The organism is Macrococcus lamae, from assembly GCF_004359545.1.
GTDB lineage: Bacteria > Bacillota > Bacilli > Staphylococcales > Staphylococcaceae > Macrococcus > Macrococcus lamae.
In genome coordinates, this window is the sequence record NZ_SCWB01000005.1 from 1 (window position 1) to 17,168 (window position 17,168).

Below are 17,168 nucleotides of genomic sequence, written 5' to 3' on the forward strand. Positions count from 1 at the left end.
GGCGAACTTCCTGGTGCCAGACCAGGAAGTAGCCAGTAATAACTACGACTGCAAATCGATATTTTTTATTTTTCGAAGAAAAAGAAAAGACAAACCCATTTTCAAAATGAGTTTGTCTACAGTCTGAAACACGGAAGATTCTATTGAATCTCCGTGTTTTTTGATATATTTTTCGATTGATACACACTTATTTATCTTTCAGAAAATATTCTTCGACTTCTTTCCAGCTATGAACACGGTCAAATTCTTTTTCGTTAATATTATGTGATGCATTGTACATAATTCCCTTACCTTTAAAAGCACGGAGCTGTCTCGGATTATCATCGATCAGATAATCTGTTCCTACTACCCCCTTATTACCACAGAAAATAAAATTTTGCGGATTAAGGAATGGAAAATGTTCGAGCAGCCATTCGTACTTCGCATCAAAAGACGTCGGCACATCCATTGCTGCTGTTGCGATATAGACATCATAATGCTCTGTGAGACGTTTGACAACTCTCACTGCATCCGGAAAAACTTCTAGATCTCTGAAGAATTCACGGTCAAGCAGTAGATGGGATAATGTTTCAACGTGATTTGGATGCATATCTCTTAGCTTAATGCCCTGTAACTGTTCAAGTGTAACTGTTTCTCCAGATTCTTCATTGAATTTGAAGATCACTTTCTTCAAAGTGTCTGCCAGTACTTCGTCCATATCAATTGCGATTGTTTCTCTAGTCATTATGTTCATCCCTTCTTTTTTGATGCAAAATAGTCTTCCAGAGCTTTAATGACAGTGGTATTCTGTTCAGCAGTGCCAATGGTGATTCTAATTCCTGCAGGTGTCGGTCTCGCGATAATCCCAAATTTAAGCAGATGATCATTTAATGCTTTACCTTCGTCCGTCTTGACTAGTACAAAGTTCGTCTGTGAAGGAAGTAGATGTGCACTGATTGGTGAAGCAAAATAACGTCGTCTTTCTACTGCGTTTCTGTCACGAATACTTTTCAAATATTGCTGATCTCTCAGTGCGGCTTCTGCTGCTCTAAGCGACAAAGTCGTTACATTGAACGGCAGTTTGACACGATGCCACATATCCGTCCATTGGTCTGAGGAAATAGCATAGCCGACACGTAACGATGCAAGGCCGTATGCTTTTGAGAATGTTCTTAATATAATTAGATTTGGATAGGTATCGCAGAGCGCAAAGCTATCCGGATAATCTTCTGCAGTCACATACTCCGCATAAGCTTCGTCAAGTACCACCGGCACATCTCCTGTTTGATCAAGAAATGCTGATAGTTCCTCACTGGAGAAGTAATGACCAGTCGGGTTGTTCGGGTTACATAACCAGACGAGTGCCGTCTTATCTGTCAATTTTCCGGCGAGTGCTGTCAGATCAAATTTTCCATTGACTAGAGGTGCTGTGATAATGCTGCAGCCTTCAATGATGGCGTGATGCTGATATTGAACAAATGTGTTTTCACTCGTCAATATTTCATCTCCATGTTTTAATATAGCCCGTGACAGCATCATGATGACCTCATCAAGACCAGCACCTAGAAGAATAGCTTCTTCTTTAACATCGTACTTAGCAGCAATCGCTGTTTTTAATGCTTTGCCGTAACTGTCCGGATATTCATGAGGATCGTTCATCGCATCCTTTAGAGCCACCTTTACCTGTGGTGATGGTCCGTAAACATTTTCATTGGACGAGAGTTTCATCATTTCTTCTTCAATTCCTAACGCTGCTTTAAGTTCATCCGCAGTTTTCCCTGCTTGATATACGCTTAAGTTTTTAAGCTGGTGTTTCATCGAAGTCCCTCCTATTTGATCAGACCATTCTTTTTCAGGTAATTTCTTGCTACGTCTTCTGACTTTTTATCGCCATATGCAACATCGTAATTCATCTGCTGCATTTCTTCATCGGTAATTTTACCGGCTAAAGTGTTTAACGCATCTTTTACTTCAGGATGTTCTTTAATAGTTTTGTTTAAAAACAGCGGCGCACCTTGATATGGCGGGAATAAATGCTGATCATCTTCCAGTACGATCATACCGTATTTACGAAGCTCAGCATCAGTAGAATAAGCATCAATGACATCAATATCACCATTTTCCACAGCCTGATAACGGATTTTAGGTTCCATCGTCTTCACATGGTCAAGCTTTATACCATATTTTTTCTGGATGCCTTTATAACCATCTTCACGGTCATTAAATTCCAGTGTAAAGCCGGCATTAATCTCATCTTTTACTTTATCCAGATCAGAAATGGTTTTGATTCCATGCTGCTCTGCGTATTCTTTTTTAACAGCTAAGGCATAAGTATTATTATATTTCATCGGAGATAATAGAGCCATGTCATATTTCTTATCAATAGATGTCTTTGCCTGTTGATATACTTCCTGTTCTGTATTACCTTCTGGTGATTCCTTCGTCAGTTCACCGAGCACTGTTCCTGTGAACTCAAGATAACCGTCAATGTCTCCCGATTTCAGAGCGTTGAACAAAAATGAAGTTTTCCCAAGTCCTGGTTTCACATCGACTTCTAAATCAGTTTTGTCTTCAATAACAAGTTTGTACATATTGGTGATGATCTCAGGTTCTGTCCCTAGCTTACCGGCTATATCCAGTTTGTCAGTGCTGCGATTGAAAAGTGGAAATACTGCTGTAATGAGACAGATCAATACGATTAAACCGAGAATAATACCGATATTTCGATAAGACAATCGCTGCATAAAGCGTAATATGCTATCAAAGAACACTGCAAGTATAGCAGCTGGAATCGCACCCAGTAAAATCAGTGAGGTGTTATTACGGTCGATACCGAGCAGAATGAGATCGCCAAGTCCGCCAGCTCCGATAAAAGCTGCAAGCGTTGCCGTTCCGATAATGAGCACCATCGCTGTCCGGATACCCGCCATAATAACAGGCATGGCAAGCGGCAATTCAACTTTAACCAGCCGTCTGAATGGATTCATACCGATACCACTTGCTGCTTCCTTCAGAGATGGATCGACTTCCTTGATTCCTGTGTATGTATTGCGGAGAATCGGTAGCAGCGCATATATAACAAGCGCAATAATGGCAGGTGTCCGACCGATTCCAAAGAGTGGTATCATGAGTCCTAACAATGCAAGCGAAGGAATAGTCTGCAATATGGCAGTTACATTGATGATCGGTTCTGCAATTTTCTGTCTGCGAGTCAATAGAATACCAAGCGGCACGGCGATAATCATCGCAATTAACAGGGCAATAAACGACAGCTGGATATGTTCGAATAAAGCACTCAGTAGTTCGCCTTTGCGCTCAGACAATGTGTTCAGCAGATTACTCATAAATGGTTACCTCCTTCACTCAGTCGCTCAAATACAGAACTTCTCGTAATAGCACCGTAGTGCTTTCCACTGGAAGTAACGTTCAGTTGTTCGTGCAGCTGCAGGAGTTTAAACACTGTTTCCATTTTAGTGTCCGGCTGTATAACAGGACAACGATTATCAAAAGGACTATTCACCATATAATCTTCAGCGAACGATACTTTCCCTGACATGTCTCCAATAAATGATCTTACAAAGTCATTGTTCGGCTGTCTTAAAAAGTCGTCCGGTGCTCCAATTTGTTCGATACGTCCTTCATTCATCAGACAGATACGGTCACCAAGTTTAAATGCTTCTGTAATATCATGAGTGACAAAAATAATAGTTTTATTGATTTCTGACTGGAGCTTGAGAAGATCATCCTGTAGTTTTTCTCTGCTGATCGGGTCAAGCGCACTGAAGGGCTCATCCATCAATATGACGGGAGGGTCAGCCGCCAGCGCTCTGACAACACCAACACGCTGCTGCTGTCCCCCTGATAGTTCAGCAGGCATTCGATTGCGATACTGTTCAGCAGGTAGACCTACCATATTAAGCAGTTTATCGACCTGGCTGTCAATATCCTCATTCGCCCATTTCTTCATTAATGGCACTTGTGCGATATTGTCTCGGATTGTCATGTGAGGGAATAATGCTATCTGCTGCAGCACATAACCAATATCCCAGCGCATTTCATCAAGTTTATAACTGCTGATTGGCTGATCTTTAAAGTATATATATCCGCTCGATAACGGAATGAGTCGGTTAATCATCTTAAGCGTTGTTGTCTTGCCACAGCCGGAAGGACCGATCAGTACAAAAAACTCGCCCTCTTTAATCTCCATCGACACATGATCGACTGCATGTTTTTCTCCATAAATTTTTGACACATCATCAAACTTTATCATATCGTCACCTCACAATTTTAATCATTATAGCCTAATTGTAAGCTAATAAACGCTATCTTGCCATGGACAGATACTCATTGATGCAATCAAGGAACTGCGGGCAGTAATGCTTCAATTTATAACTGCCTACCCCTTCTATATGAATCATTTCCTGTTTTGTTGTCGGCATCTTCTTAGCAAATAATATCAATGTCTGATCTGAAAAGATGGTGAATGGCGGTACACTTAAATCTGACGCCAGCTGCTTCCTTACCTTCTTGAGTTCATTAAATAGCTGCTCATTAACTTCAGATATCGTTTTGATCGTCACTTTTTCTTTGTAATTGACCGGTTCATAATGAGTCATAACTTCCATCTTTTTAATGAGGACTTCTTTTGCTGATGGATGACAGATCATTTTTCCGCCTGCTTCATGAATGTATCCATTGAACAGCAGTGTATCTAAAAACCGGTTAAGTTCTTTTGTTTCGTATTCTTTCAATAAGCCATATGTGCTGAGCAGATGATAATGATAATCTTTCACTTCTCTATCATCCTCGCCCCTCAGCACTTTAATCAGCAAAAGACGATGAACAGAATCCTTCATCCGTATAAGACAGCTCAAAATTTTCAATGCTTCATTGGTCATATCATATGCGCCCTGACTCAGACAATTACTGCATTTGCCGCACGGCTTCAAGTGTTCATCAGGATTGAAGTAATTAATGATGGTTCCTTGAAGACATTGAGTTGTTTTCGTATAATGAATCATTTTTTCAAGCTTTTCTTTCTTCTTTTCCTGAATAGATTCATCACTTGTACTGATAAAGAACTGCTGCAGTCTGATATCCTGCTCGCTGAACATCAGTATGCATTCACTTTCCAGCCCGTCACGACCGGCACGCCCCGCCTCCTGATAGTAGGACTCTAAATCCTGCGGCATATTGTAATGAATGACGTAGCGGACATTTGATTTATCAATTCCCATTCCAAAAGCATTGGTCGCTATCATGACAGGACAGTCATCATGAACAAACTTCGCCTGATTTTCTTCTCTTTCATTTTTAGAAAGACCGGCATGATAAATGGTATGGTTAATCTTTAAATGACTGAACTGTTCGCTAAGCGCCTCTACCTGTTTTCTTGTGCCGGCATATATAATACCGGAATCATCTTGATGCTTCTTCACGTACTCACGGACCATCTTCTCTTTCTGATAAGTTGGATCAACTTTAAAGGCTAAGTTATCACGTCTTGTACTCGTTTCTATCACATGTGAATCAATAATTCCAAGCAGTGATTGAATATCTTTTTTAACGTCTATTGTGGCTGTTGCGGTCACTGCCAGAAACGGACAGTCGAACTGTCTTGTAAAGTGAATGACTTGTCTGTAACTAGGTCTGAAATCATGACCCCATTTGGAAATACAATGAGCTTCGTCAAATGCAATTAATCTAATATCAAGCTGGTTCAGCATCTGTCTGAACGCCAGCTGATTAAATCGTTCAGGTGCAACATATAGAAACTGATAGCGCTTATAGGCAAGACCAGTTAAAATCTCCCGTTCTTCTGCTGCTTTTAAGTTGCTGTTTAAATAGGCAGCATTAATACCCGCTGCATTCAACGAATCCACCTGGTCCTTCATCAATGAAATCAAAGGACTGATGACAAGAGTTAATCCGCCTCTTATTAAACCTGGTACTTGATAGCAGATGGACTTCCCACCTCCTGTAGGTAAAATCCCAAGCGCTGATTCATTATTTACTATATATGATATTAATTCCCGCTGCCCGGTTCGAAATGTCTCATATCCGAAATAGCGTTTTAAAATAGCTTCCAATAGCGTTCTACTCCATCCGTTCTGCTAATTCGCTCCATTCAATGAATGCTTCGTCATAGCGTAAAGTTAAAGCTTCTCGTTCAGCTGTCAGTTCATTCAGTCGTGCATAGTTTGTTGTCTCACCGGCAATATGGTCGTCAATTATTTTCAACTTCGTTTCAAGTTCTTCAATTTCTTCGCCAAGCTGTTCAAAGTTACGTTTATCCTTATAGGAGACCCGGTTATGCTGTCTCGGCTTCCCTGCAGCTGGTTGAACTTTGGTCACTGAGACTTCTGTTCTTTTCTTAGCTGCTAAGTAATCTTCAAAATCCCCAAGCAGTGAATCTACGGTCCCATCATGTAAATACCAGTATTTATTAACAACTTTATCAAGAAAGTATCGGTCATGGCTGACGGTCAGCACTGCACCATTAAACTCGGACAAATACTGCTCTAAAATTGTCAGCGTTTCTGTATCAAGATCATTGGTCGGTTCATCTAACAGAAGCACATTCGGTCCTTCTATCAATATACTGAGTAAATACAGGCGTTTTTTCTCACCGCCAGAAAGACGATGAATCAACGTACCGTGAGTGCTTGATGGGAACAAAAAACGTTCCAGCAGCTGCGTCACAGAAATTTTCGTGCCATCAGACTGCGTCGCTTCTTCTGCTTTTTCCCTCAGAAAATCAATGACGCGCATCTGGTCGTTCATTCGGGCATTGCTTTGTTTATAATAGCCGACTTTAACCGTCTGACCTACTTTTAGAACACCTGTAAAATTCTCAATTTCCAGTGCTAATATGTTGAGCAGTGTAGATTTACCTGTGCCGTTTTCACCGACAATTCCAATACTGTCAGTTGTCTGAACAATTGTACTGAAGTCATCAAATAGTGTCCGACCACCAAAAGTCATACCGATATTTTCAAGTTCAAACACTTGTTTGCCAAGACGCTGATGACTTAGGTCCACTGACAGTTCATCTTTAACGATATGTTCTGACACTTTATCCTCGATGGTTTTAAAGCGCTCGATACGTGCCTGCTGTTTTGTTGTTCTTGCTTTCGCACCTTGGCGCATCCATGCAAGTTCCTGTTTATAAAGTTGTTTTTCTTTATGCTGCACACGATCAAGCGTCGCTTCTTCTTCAGCTTTACCAGCAATATAAGCATCATAGTTACCGGAATACTGGAACGTCCGGCCGTTTCTTAGTTCGACAATGCGTTCTGCCACTTCGTTCAGGAAATAACGGTCATGGGTAACAACGATGACTGCCTTCTTATAGTTTTTGATGAACTGTATGAGCCAGACGATGGATTCAAAATCCAGATGGTTGGTCGGTTCATCGAGTAGCAGTAAATCAGGTTTCTCAAGCAGTGTCCGGGCTAATGCGACACGCTTCTGCTGACCACCGCTCATCGTTTTCAGTTGAACTGAATGGTCCATAATGCCGAGTTTCGTTAATATCGTCTTTGCCTCTGCCTGATAACTAAAACCTTCCACTGCCTCAAGCTGCTGCTGAAGCTGATTGAAACGATTCATTGTCTGCTCTGATGTATCAGTGGTCATTGAATGGATTGTTTCTTCATATTGATTCAGTAGCTGCACGACCGGACTGGACTGATCCAGTACATTAACTAGCGCATTCTGCTCAAGGTCAAGGACTGGATCCTGCGCTGCGTAACTGATTTTATAGTGATTCGGATGCGTCACCTCACCGTCATGCGGCTCTATTTCTGCAATGCATTTAAGCAGCGCACTTTTGCCAGTACCGTTAATGCCGACAAGTGCTACTTTTTCTCCTTCAGAAATACTCAGGCTAACATTGTGAAATATTGTTTTATCACCATACTGTTTCGTCAAATTTTCTATTTTATATGCTTCCAAGGGTAACCCTCATCTCATGTAATGTGTTATGATTTATTAATGAAAATCTCAATATAATATTATACACTTTTTCTCGCTAAGGAGGTACGTATGTACGACTGGTTTAGTCATTTATCGCCTGTCATTCAGGCATTGATTGCCGGAATATTTACTTGGAGTCTGACTGCGGCGGGTGCTGCGGCTGTATTTTTTGTCCGAGGGGTGAATAACAAACTGCTGAATACAATGCAGGGTTTTGCTGCAGGTGTCATGATTGCAGCATCCTTCTGGTCACTGCTTGCTCCAGCTTTGGAATTCAGTGAAAAGGCAGGGAATATTCCGTGGATTCCAGCTGCTATCGGTTTTCTGCTTGGAGGTTTGTTCATCCGAGGACTTGATTTTGTCATTCCTCATATGCACCGTGAACATTCAGAAGATCATAAGCAGGAAGGTGTCAAAAGTAATTTAAAGCAGTCAACTCTACTGCTGCTTGCTATAACATTACATAACATTCCTGAAGGTCTCGCACTAGGTGTTGCATTTGGCTCTATTATGCATAACGACAGTGCGACTTTAATGGCTGCTATCGGACTCGCCATCGGTATCGGTATTCAAAATATTCCGGAAGGAACAGCGCTTAGTCTGCCGCTTTATGCAGACGGTAAGTCAAAAAGCAAAGCGTTCCAGCTTGGTCAGGCTTCTGCTCTTGTCGAACCTGTATTTGCGGTCATTGGTGCTGCTGCCGTCTTATTAATTACTCCACTCCTCCCTTATGCGCTGGCATTTGCGGCAGGAGCGATGATCTTTGTTGTAGTAGAAGAATTAATTCCGGAATCTCAGTCAGGAAATAATACTGACCTTGCAACATTAGGATTAATGGTTGGCTTTACTATTATGATGATACTTGACGTATCACTCGGCTGAAAAAAATCCCTGATCTTCACAACTGTGAGGATCAGGGATTTTTTGTTTAAAGAATTATTATTTACTTACTTTACCGTTTTCATAATTGAATTTTATCGGATCGACTTTCTTGAATTCAGGATTTTTGTAGAATCTGAGCAAGTCACCATTAATCAAGCTATCTGACATTTCGAGTTCTGTTTCAACTTGATGCTTAGTTTTATCTGCTTTAGTCTTGTCTGCTGAATCTGTAATCGGTTGATTAGTCATGTTGTCATAGTAGACACCGTTTATAGATTTATATTCCGGCGTGATAAAATCACCGTTTCTGAATACTACTGTCTGATTATGTTTCTTCGAGAATAAATCTGTTCCAAACACTACGTATGGTTTTGCATTGATTCCAGTTAAATGAAGAATCGTTGGTACTACGTCCACTTGACTTGCATATGATGAATCAACATGGCCCTTTACTCCAGGTACTTTAAGGAATAAACCAGTACGCTGTAAGTCCATGAACTTAGTCGGTGTAATTTCTTCTCCTAAAAGTTTCGCCATAGCTTTATTATGGTTTTCTGAAATTCCATAATGATCACCGTAGATCATTATGACTGAATCATCATATAATCCTTCTTTTTTCAGATCAGTGACAAATTGTTTTACCGATTCATCCAGATAACGTGCGGTCTGTATATAACCATCTACTGTAGGGTTCCCTGTGTTTGGTGAATCAATCGTTGCATCTTCAGGCTTTACTGTAAATGGATAATGGTTTGTCAATGTTAGTAAATGAGAATAAAATGGTTGTTTTTCAGCTTTCAGATAAGGAATAGATTCCTTAAAAAACTCTTTATCTTTTAAGCCTAAGTTTTCAAGATTTTCAGGGCTCATATCATAATAAGTCGCATCATAAAATTTATCGATACCAAAATGTTTATAAATCTGATCTCTGTTCCAGAAAGTCTTGTAGTCGCCATGCATCACAGAAGTTGAATATCCTTGCTGCTGATTCAAAATGGCAGGTAATGATTGATAAGTATTATCACCTTTCAATGAAAAAGCTGATCCTTGAGGCAGTCCATAAATACTATTATCCATCGTCAGTTCAGCATCAGAAGTTTTACCCTGACCCGTTGAGTGGAAGAAGTTACTGTAATAAATAAAGTCTTTATTACCGCTCGCTAGTTGATTAAGGAACGGTGTCACTTCTTCACCGTTGACTTTTTTGTTAATCAGGAATGTCTGGAAGCTTTCCAAATGAATTTTAATGATATTTTTTTCTTTTGCGATACCGAAGTACTGAGGATTAGATTCAGCATATTTTGTCTTTGTATAAGATCTGACTTTAGCAAGATCGTCTTCACTTGCCAGTGCCTTCTGCTGATTATTCTGAATGGTTTTAACACCATCATAAACAGTGAAATTATAAGGACCTAAATATTTAACAAGATATTTATGGTCAAAAGTACGAGTCAACAGTTCTGGCCGATCTGTTTCTGCAAATGCCAGGTTCAGAAAGAATAATGCCACTGACATTCCCATCAAAACCGGCACAAACTTGCGCTGAAATGATTTTGTATCTAATAACTGTCTTCTGAATAACAGAATGAACAGATAGATAATTGTATCAACGAAGTAGATAAAGTCATACCATTGGAATGAACTCCATACTGCTCCCGACATAGAATCGACATTACTCACTTGATTTAATGTACTGAATGTAATGAAATCAGAGAAAAATCTGAAGTAGACAACGTTGGAATATAGTAACAATGTCAGTAAAAATCCTCCGGCAAAGACAAACCAGAACGCCTTGCGACCTTTAAAGAATAAAAACAAACTAAGGACAAGAGCCACCAAGCTATAAGGATTCATCAATAATATTAAGTTTTGTACAATGCCTTTGACGCCAAGCGACAAGTCGATATAGTATGCAAAATATGTCTTTAAAGAGACAGTCAGCAATGTCAGCAGGAAGAAGACAAATATACTTATTTTACGTTCCTTCATCAATTTTCCTCCGTTAATGTAATTTACATTTAGTTATCATTATTAATATAAAATAGTTTAAAATTTAGGATACAACATATTAATTTAAACCTTTTTTCGATAGATTTCAACTAAATTAGCAGAATTTTTATCAAAAATGTGTAAAATGTGAAATCTTTGTTTCGATTTTGTAAATATTAATGATTTTTTAATTGATAGTCGATTTGCAGCAGAATACTTTTTACCCATGCACTATAGGATTTTTCAGACAGAGCATATTCTTCTGGTGATTCCCATTTAAAAAGGAGTCTTGAACCTGGTTTTTTCTGAGACAGTTTTGGCAGATGATGAGGCGCGACTGTTGCAATCTGCGGATAATGACCTTTTTTCTTCACATCATTCTGTATGACAATCAGTTTCCCATCAGGATTAATCTGTATCGCTCCCCTGCCAATCGGCTGCGGCGTTGTTTCAATAGAGCGTTCGATTCTGTCACCTTCCAGGAGAAACCCTATGCGGTTGAACTGCTGAGATACTTCATAAACGTCAGCAGTTATCATCTCTTTTTCTTCAGCAGTGAGTAAAGCCGTATCAGCTGTTTCAATAATGTGAAACACATCTGAATAATAAATGCGGGCAAGACTGTAACTATCAATTCCCCATTTCGCTTCTTTATCATGTATCAGCTGGTACAACAGAGATTTCTGCAGCGCGCTATATTGACGGTTCAGCTCGTAAGCATCTCCTTCGTTGATCAATCCTGTCAGTCCATTAATCAATGAATCAGAATTTGTCGTTTTCTGCAGCTGAATTCCGCCACCAATTGCCATATATGCTCTTGTTCCTTTATTAGGTCCTTTAAAATAAAGGATATCTCCTTGCTCCATTAAATGCAGTTTATATGGTGCAACTTTTTTATCTTTCGTATAAGCTTTAAAATCTGCTCCAGTCAGTGAAATTAAAGTTGGTTCATCAAAACGAATGACGGGTGCGACAAAGGTCATTTCAAGCGTAGCGTTGTCAGCTGTATTCCCGACTAATGCATTAGCCAGATTATGCGCCAGTGGATCACTTGCCGTTTCCTTGTGAAATGTTGAGAACATTCCTGCTTTTTCAAAAATCATAAAAACCCTCACTTTTTACTTTATATTATTAGCATTATTTATTAAATACGACTTTAGACTGAACTATTAAAAAAGTGCCCTACCTAATGGCGGTAGAACACATTCAAAACGTCCAGCACTTGTTCTCTCAAACTAAACATCAGGAAACCGACTATAATTACTGAGGTAATCATGGTTAAATAGAGCCAAATAAGGGCTTTATTGATATTGTCTCTTTCAAGAAATCGCTGCACCTGCTGGTTGCAGTAATATATCCAGATACATAATCCAATGAGAAGCAGTAAACTTATAATCATAATTTTCTCCTATAATGTTTCGAGATTAATACTTCTATTCTACGCTTTTCTGAACGGAATTGCCATTAATTGTTTCTGAATCACTCTCAAGCCGGACTTCTGTCCACTCTCTTAGTGAATTAACCATCCACAACTTGATTTTATGCTTATTATCTATAAGTTCTGAGAGGCTTAAATTACGTTCTCCTATCATTCCCTCATCGATCAGCTGCTGACGCATGCAGCCCGCAAGCATATCATGCACAAAGGGTGTAAATAAACTGTCATGGAGTTTATAGACCAGATTTCCAATGTTGAATTCAGTTATCAGCATTTTCTGATTATAATACAAAGAAAGCCTATCATTATCTACTTTATAATGGTCGCGTCTGGATGTCTTATACCGGAGTTTATCACCATCGGTTTCCAGCATCGGACGCAATACAGCCGTAGCGTTCTTTATGACTGGAATCTCATTCAGTTCATAGAAAATTTTTCCGTCTGAAGCAGTTAATCGCAGCATTTTTGTTCCTTCAGTTGTCAATCCTGCGATATTATCCAGCTGCTCTTTCTCATAGTTCATATTAAAGTGATTCAGACTCTGTACGAGCCGCTTTACATGATAATCCCATCGTTTAATACCACTTTCATCAATACGCATCGTTTCGATTAGGTGAAAGTCATCTTGTTTCAATGCATTTAAAATTTGAGTTTTTGCTACCATTTCATCGTATTCCTTTTCCGGGACTGAATCGACTGTGATTCCTCCCCCAACGCCGTATACGAAATTTTGTCCTTGCTTAACAAGTGTTCGTATCGGAACATTGAAAATCGTTCTGCCATCTGGGAGCATGATGCCGACAGCACCACAGTATATGCCTCTTGGTTTATCTTCCAACTGGTCAATAATCGCCATCGTACTGATTTTTGGTGCCCCCGTAATTGACCCACAAGGATAAAGTGCCTCGAATAGTTGGTTCATAGATATATGAGCAGGTAGCGTGGCTTCTATAGTAGAAGTCATTTGATAAACTGTCGCGTAAGCTGTTATCTCAAATAATGACGAAACATTTACAGAATTTTTCAAAGCTATCCTACTTAAATCATTCCTAAGCAAGTCAACAATCATGACATTTTCAGCTTGATCCTTTTTAGAATATTGCAGTTGATTATAATTATCGGCTGAATTTGACCTCGGCATTGTGCCTTTCATAGGTTTAGTATATATATGTCCTGTCGTTTTATCATATTCAAAAAATAGTTCCGGTGAGATACTGATGACCGCTTCGTCATCATCTTCAATATAGGCAGTATATTGTCCGTTCTGGTCGTGTGTCAGCAGCTTATATACCGCATAAGGTGCATTACTACTAGCTGACTGTAAACGAACAGTATAATTGACTTGATATGTATTCCCTTTACTGATCTGCTCTTTAATATGATTAATCTGTGCCACGATATGTTGTTTTGAAGCGTTGAACTGAAACTCCATAGGTCTCATCAATTCACAGTCATCAAATGGAGCAGCTGGTTCCTTGAAAATGTAGAATTTCGCATACGTATCAACCGATTTAACCTTCATCTTACTTGAAAAAGCAGCAGCAGCTTCATAAGCTGTATAACCGACCACATAATATTCCTGGCTATATTGTTCAACTTGATCCAGTACTGCTGTTACTTCACTTATTTCGCTGGCTATGAGAATATCGACTGGATTCTTAAAATATAGTTCTATCGGCTGGTTATCAGCCATCGAATGAAACTGAACGCACGCTCTTATCATCTGCAGTACCTCTTCACAAAATTATTCAGTTGTTCACGTCCATAGTCCGTTAAAATAGATTCAGGATGATATTGCACCGCCTCAATCCGCAGAGCGTCATGCCTGACACCCATGATAATGTTGTCGGCGACAGCTGTCACGATCAAACAGTCAGGAATCGGCATGACGGCCTGCAAAGAGTGGTAACGTCCGATGTTGATCGGCATAGGCAAGCCTTCAAATATTCCTTTTCCGTCATGATTCATCACCGACTGATGACCATGTACAGGAATCCCTTGTCTGACTTGTCCGCCGAATGCAGTGACAATCACTTGAAAGCCAAGGCATATTCCTAGTATCGGATAAATGCCTTTATAATTGCTGACAACATCGAGACAGAATTCTGCTTCAAGTGGATGACCGGGACCGGGTGATATAATAATTCCTTTAGGATTAAGTGCTGCAACGTCTCTTAGTGTCAGTTCATCTGGTTTACAAACGGCAACTTCGTAATTCATTCCTTCCAGATAATGGACAATATTATATGTGAATGAGTCATAGTTATCAATTATAAGCAGCATAGTCATCGTTTCCTTATCATTAATTTCTTTTAGTATAAACTTTTTTCTGTTACAATGATAAACGAATTTAATATAAGAGGTTCCTAGCACACACCCTCTATAAAAAACTAGTACGACATCTTGCTAGGAAAAGATGTCTTTTTTTATTGGAAAAGGTGAGAATGATGAACGGACAATTATCAAACAGTAAAGCCCTGGTCGTCTTTAGCGGCGGCCAGGATAGTACAACGTGCTTATTCTATGCGCTAAAACAATTTCAGGAAGTTGAACTGGTAACTTTCAACTACGGACAGCGGCACGCTCTTGAAATTGATGTAGCCAGGCAGATAGCAGATGACCAGCAGTTAAAGCATCATGTATTGGACATGTCATTGTTATCACAGCTGGCGCCTAACGCATTGACCGATCATACGATGAATATTTCAGCAGAGTCAGAACTTCCGAATACATTTGTACCGGCTCGCAATCTTCTGTTCATGTCATTTGCTGGTGCTCTTGCTTATCAAATCGGTGCAAAACATATCATTACCGGTGTATGCGAAACAGATTTCTCCGGCTATCCTGATTGCCGGGACATGTTTGTTAAATCATTAAATGTCACATTGAATCTATCAATGGATAAAGAGTTTGTTATTCACACACCGCTGATGTGGCTTGATAAAAAGCAGACATGGCAGCTTGCTGATGAGCTGGGACAGCTGGATTATATTAGAGCAAATACACTGACATGCTACGAGGGAATTATCGCAGATGGCTGCGGCACTTGCCCGAGCTGCCTGTTAAGAAATAACGGACTTCGTGCCTATATGAAAGAGAGAGAGACAAAATGATACAGCAGATCTATCCACAAGTCGCTCATAACTATCGCTTTGAACTTAATAAAGATATGAACTTCTCAAGTGCCCATTATATCCCCCACCATGATGCAGGAGCATGCAGCAGAATACATGGTCATACTTATTTTCTCAATCTGACTATCGGTGGTAACACACTCGATGAAGCCGGTTTCCTGATTAATTTCAGCACATTAAAACAACTGATCCATGGACGGTTCGATCATCAGCTGCTTAATGAACTACCTGAACTAGAGAATATAATCCCGTCTACTGAAAAGATGGCTGAGCGTATTTATGAACTGGTTCAGGAACACTTGAATACACTGCCTAACCGACCGGTCTGCCTTCAGGTCTTTCTCCGGGAAACACCGACCAGTTATGTCATCTATAGAGGTGGATCTCAATGAAAATCCCAGTGTTAGAAGTATTCGGGCCCACTATTCAAGGTGAAGGTGCTGTCATTGGCCGTAAGACTATGTTTGTCAGAACGGCCGGTTGTGACTTCAGATGCAGCTGGTGTGATTCTAAGTTTACTTGGGATGGCACGGCGAAAGATGATATAAGAATGATGACAGCAGAAGACATCTTCTCTGAACTTCAGGCAGTCGGCGGTAATCGATTCAATCATGTGACGATATCCGGAGGTAACCCGGCCTTAATTAAAGGCATCGGTTCATTAGTCAGCTTGATTCATGAACACGGTTTTGAGGTGGCACTTGAAACACAGGGTTCTAAATTTCAGAACTGGATGACTGACATTGATCAGCTGACCATCAGCCCAAAACCGCCGTCTTCCCAGATGATTCAAGATTTAACTATTTTGGATGAAGTAATCCAGCAGCTGCCTCAAGAAAACATCAGCCTGAAAGTCGTTACTTTTGATGAAACCGATTATCAGTTTGCTAAAATGATTCATCAGCGCTATCCTGACATCAAGTTCTATTTACAAGTAGGTAATCCATATCTTGACGATACAGTCTCTCATCATACGGAAAAACTTCTCAATCACTATGAGCGGTTGATTGACAGAGTAATGACAGATGACACTATGAATCAAGTATTCGTTACGCCACAGCTGCATACGTTATTATGGAGTAATAAAAAAGGTGTATAGCGAACATTAAACTGCTATAATCGGTTTAATGTTTATTTTTTAGGAGCGTGAGTCATGACTATATTATTAATAACTAGCTTCTTCATTTCATGCGCTCTTTATATTGTCTTCAAACGTTATTACCCTCGCTTTATGTTATTGTACATGCCTGCTGCTATTACTATGACTTCACTTGTCATTTATCCGTTTGCCGGTCAAGGTAATTTCATCAACCGTGCATTGATATTGACTATGACAAGTATGCTATTGATAGGAATCATTCTGGCGATAAACTATCAATTTTCCTTTACAGTGAGAAAAACTGCAGAATTATTTATGTTGACACTGTTGATTTCTCTCCTTATTCCTCTACTACTAACTTCAAGTAGTGACACAAAATACTGGTCTGCTGCCTATTTAAGTATTTCTGTATTCATCGCCGGCTATATTATTTTCGCTCTTGGCATCATAGATAGCTCTGTAAAAACCAGCAAGTACAGCATTTACAGATTTATAAAACATCCTGTTACTTATGGAATTGTCCTTATATATTCAACTATTGTCCTGCTTACTTTATTTATGCCTTATAATTATTTATATATCATCTGGTTTATATACTTACTATTTTATATTTTTAAGCGTGAACAAATTAAATAGAAGAAAATATTTAATTTTTATGTTTATATAGTCA

16 protein-coding genes are annotated in these 17,168 nt (G+C 39.6%); 5 read left to right on the plus strand and 11 right to left on the minus strand.

Annotated elements, in window-relative coordinates; genetic code table 11:
- Positions 1-187 precede the first annotated feature (187 nt).
- The 6 genes from ERX29_RS03760 to ERX29_RS03785 are packed head-to-tail and all read right to left on the minus strand — an operon-like array spanning position 188 to position 7,935.
- The gene (locus tag ERX29_RS03760; protein ID WP_133443360.1) at positions 188-724 is read right to left on the minus strand and encodes a 5' nucleotidase, NT5C type; all 537 of its coding nucleotides are present in this window, start codon (positions 722-724) and stop codon (positions 188-190) included.
- A 5-nt stretch (positions 725-729) separates the two neighbouring features.
- Complete coding sequence (hisC, locus tag ERX29_RS03765) at positions 730-1,797, minus strand: histidinol-phosphate transaminase (protein WP_133443361.1); 1,068 nt, start codon at positions 1,795-1,797, stop codon at positions 730-732.
- A gap of 11 nt (positions 1,798-1,808) precedes the next feature.
- On the minus strand, positions 1,809-3,323 hold the full coding sequence (locus ERX29_RS03770; protein WP_133443362.1) for an ABC transporter permease/substrate-binding protein: 1,515 nt from the start codon (positions 3,321-3,323) through the stop codon (positions 1,809-1,811).
- A complete protein-coding gene (locus ERX29_RS03775) occupies positions 3,320-4,249 on the minus strand; it encodes an ABC transporter ATP-binding protein (RefSeq protein ID WP_133443363.1) in 930 nt (309 codons plus the stop codon). Before ERX29_RS03775 ends, ERX29_RS03770 begins: the two co-directional genes overlap by 4 nt.
- Positions 4,250-4,301: 52 nt before the next feature.
- Entirely contained in the window at positions 4,302-6,068 is a 1,767-nt protein-coding gene (gene recQ, locus ERX29_RS03780; protein WP_133443364.1) for a DNA helicase RecQ, read from the minus strand.
- A gap of 7 nt (positions 6,069-6,075) precedes the next feature.
- Positions 6,076-7,935 carry an ABC-F family ATP-binding cassette domain-containing protein gene (locus tag ERX29_RS03785; protein WP_133443365.1) on the minus strand — a complete coding sequence of 620 codons (1,860 nt, stop codon included), beginning with the start codon at positions 7,933-7,935 and terminating at the stop codon, positions 6,076-6,078.
- 90 nt (positions 7,936-8,025) lie between these two features.
- On the opposite strand from ERX29_RS03785, the gene ERX29_RS03790 reads away from it, so the two are divergent.
- Positions 8,026-8,838, plus strand: a complete 813-nt coding sequence (locus ERX29_RS03790; protein ID WP_133443366.1) for a ZIP family metal transporter — start codon at positions 8,026-8,028, stop codon at positions 8,836-8,838.
- A gap of 57 nt (positions 8,839-8,895) precedes the next feature.
- Here ERX29_RS03790 and ltaS read toward each other — a convergent pair whose 3' ends face one another.
- The 5 genes from ltaS to ERX29_RS03815 all read right to left on the minus strand — a co-directional run bounded on the left by ltaS (position 8,896) and on the right by ERX29_RS03815 (position 14,548).
- Complete coding sequence (gene ltaS / locus ERX29_RS03795; protein WP_133443367.1) at positions 8,896-10,827, minus strand: polyglycerol-phosphate lipoteichoic acid synthase LtaS; 1,932 nt, start codon at positions 10,825-10,827, stop codon at positions 8,896-8,898.
- A gap of 176 nt (positions 10,828-11,003) precedes the next feature.
- Positions 11,004-11,930 carry a 5-oxoprolinase subunit C family protein gene (locus tag ERX29_RS03800; RefSeq protein ID WP_133443368.1) on the minus strand — a complete coding sequence of 309 codons (927 nt, stop codon included), beginning with the start codon at positions 11,928-11,930 and terminating at the stop codon, positions 11,004-11,006.
- 83 nt (positions 11,931-12,013) lie between these two features.
- Entirely contained in the window at positions 12,014-12,226 is a 213-nt protein-coding gene (locus tag ERX29_RS03805; protein WP_133443369.1) for a hypothetical protein, read from the minus strand.
- A 34-nt stretch (positions 12,227-12,260) separates the two neighbouring features.
- The gene (gene pabB, locus ERX29_RS03810) at positions 12,261-13,988 is read right to left on the minus strand and encodes an aminodeoxychorismate synthase component I (protein ID WP_133443370.1); all 1,728 of its coding nucleotides are present in this window, start codon (positions 13,986-13,988) and stop codon (positions 12,261-12,263) included.
- Complete coding sequence (locus tag ERX29_RS03815; protein WP_133443371.1) at positions 13,985-14,548, minus strand: anthranilate synthase component II; 564 nt, start codon at positions 14,546-14,548, stop codon at positions 13,985-13,987. The genes pabB and ERX29_RS03815 overlap by 4 nt, the downstream gene beginning before the upstream one ends.
- A gap of 164 nt (positions 14,549-14,712) precedes the next feature.
- Here ERX29_RS03815 and queC point away from each other — a divergent pair, with 164 nt between their 5' ends.
- The 4 genes from queC to ERX29_RS03835 are packed head-to-tail and all read left to right on the plus strand — an operon-like array spanning position 14,713 to position 17,134.
- Positions 14,713-15,378, plus strand: a complete 666-nt coding sequence (queC, locus tag ERX29_RS03820) for a 7-cyano-7-deazaguanine synthase QueC (RefSeq protein WP_133443372.1) — start codon at positions 14,713-14,715, stop codon at positions 15,376-15,378.
- Positions 15,375-15,791 carry a 6-carboxytetrahydropterin synthase QueD gene (gene queD, locus ERX29_RS03825; RefSeq protein WP_133443373.1) on the plus strand — a complete coding sequence of 139 codons (417 nt, stop codon included), beginning with the start codon at positions 15,375-15,377 and terminating at the stop codon, positions 15,789-15,791. The genes queC and queD overlap by 4 nt, the downstream gene beginning before the upstream one ends.
- Positions 15,788-16,498, plus strand: coding sequence for a 7-carboxy-7-deazaguanine synthase QueE (queE, locus tag ERX29_RS03830; protein ID WP_133443374.1), 711 nt, complete (start codon positions 15,788-15,790; stop codon positions 16,496-16,498). Before queD ends, queE begins: the two co-directional genes overlap by 4 nt.
- Positions 16,499-16,552: 54 nt before the next feature.
- Positions 16,553-17,134: a hypothetical protein gene (locus tag ERX29_RS03835; RefSeq protein WP_133443375.1), complete on the plus strand. Its 582-nt coding sequence runs from the start codon at positions 16,553-16,555 to the stop codon at positions 17,132-17,134.
- Positions 17,135-17,168: the final 34 nt, after the last annotated feature.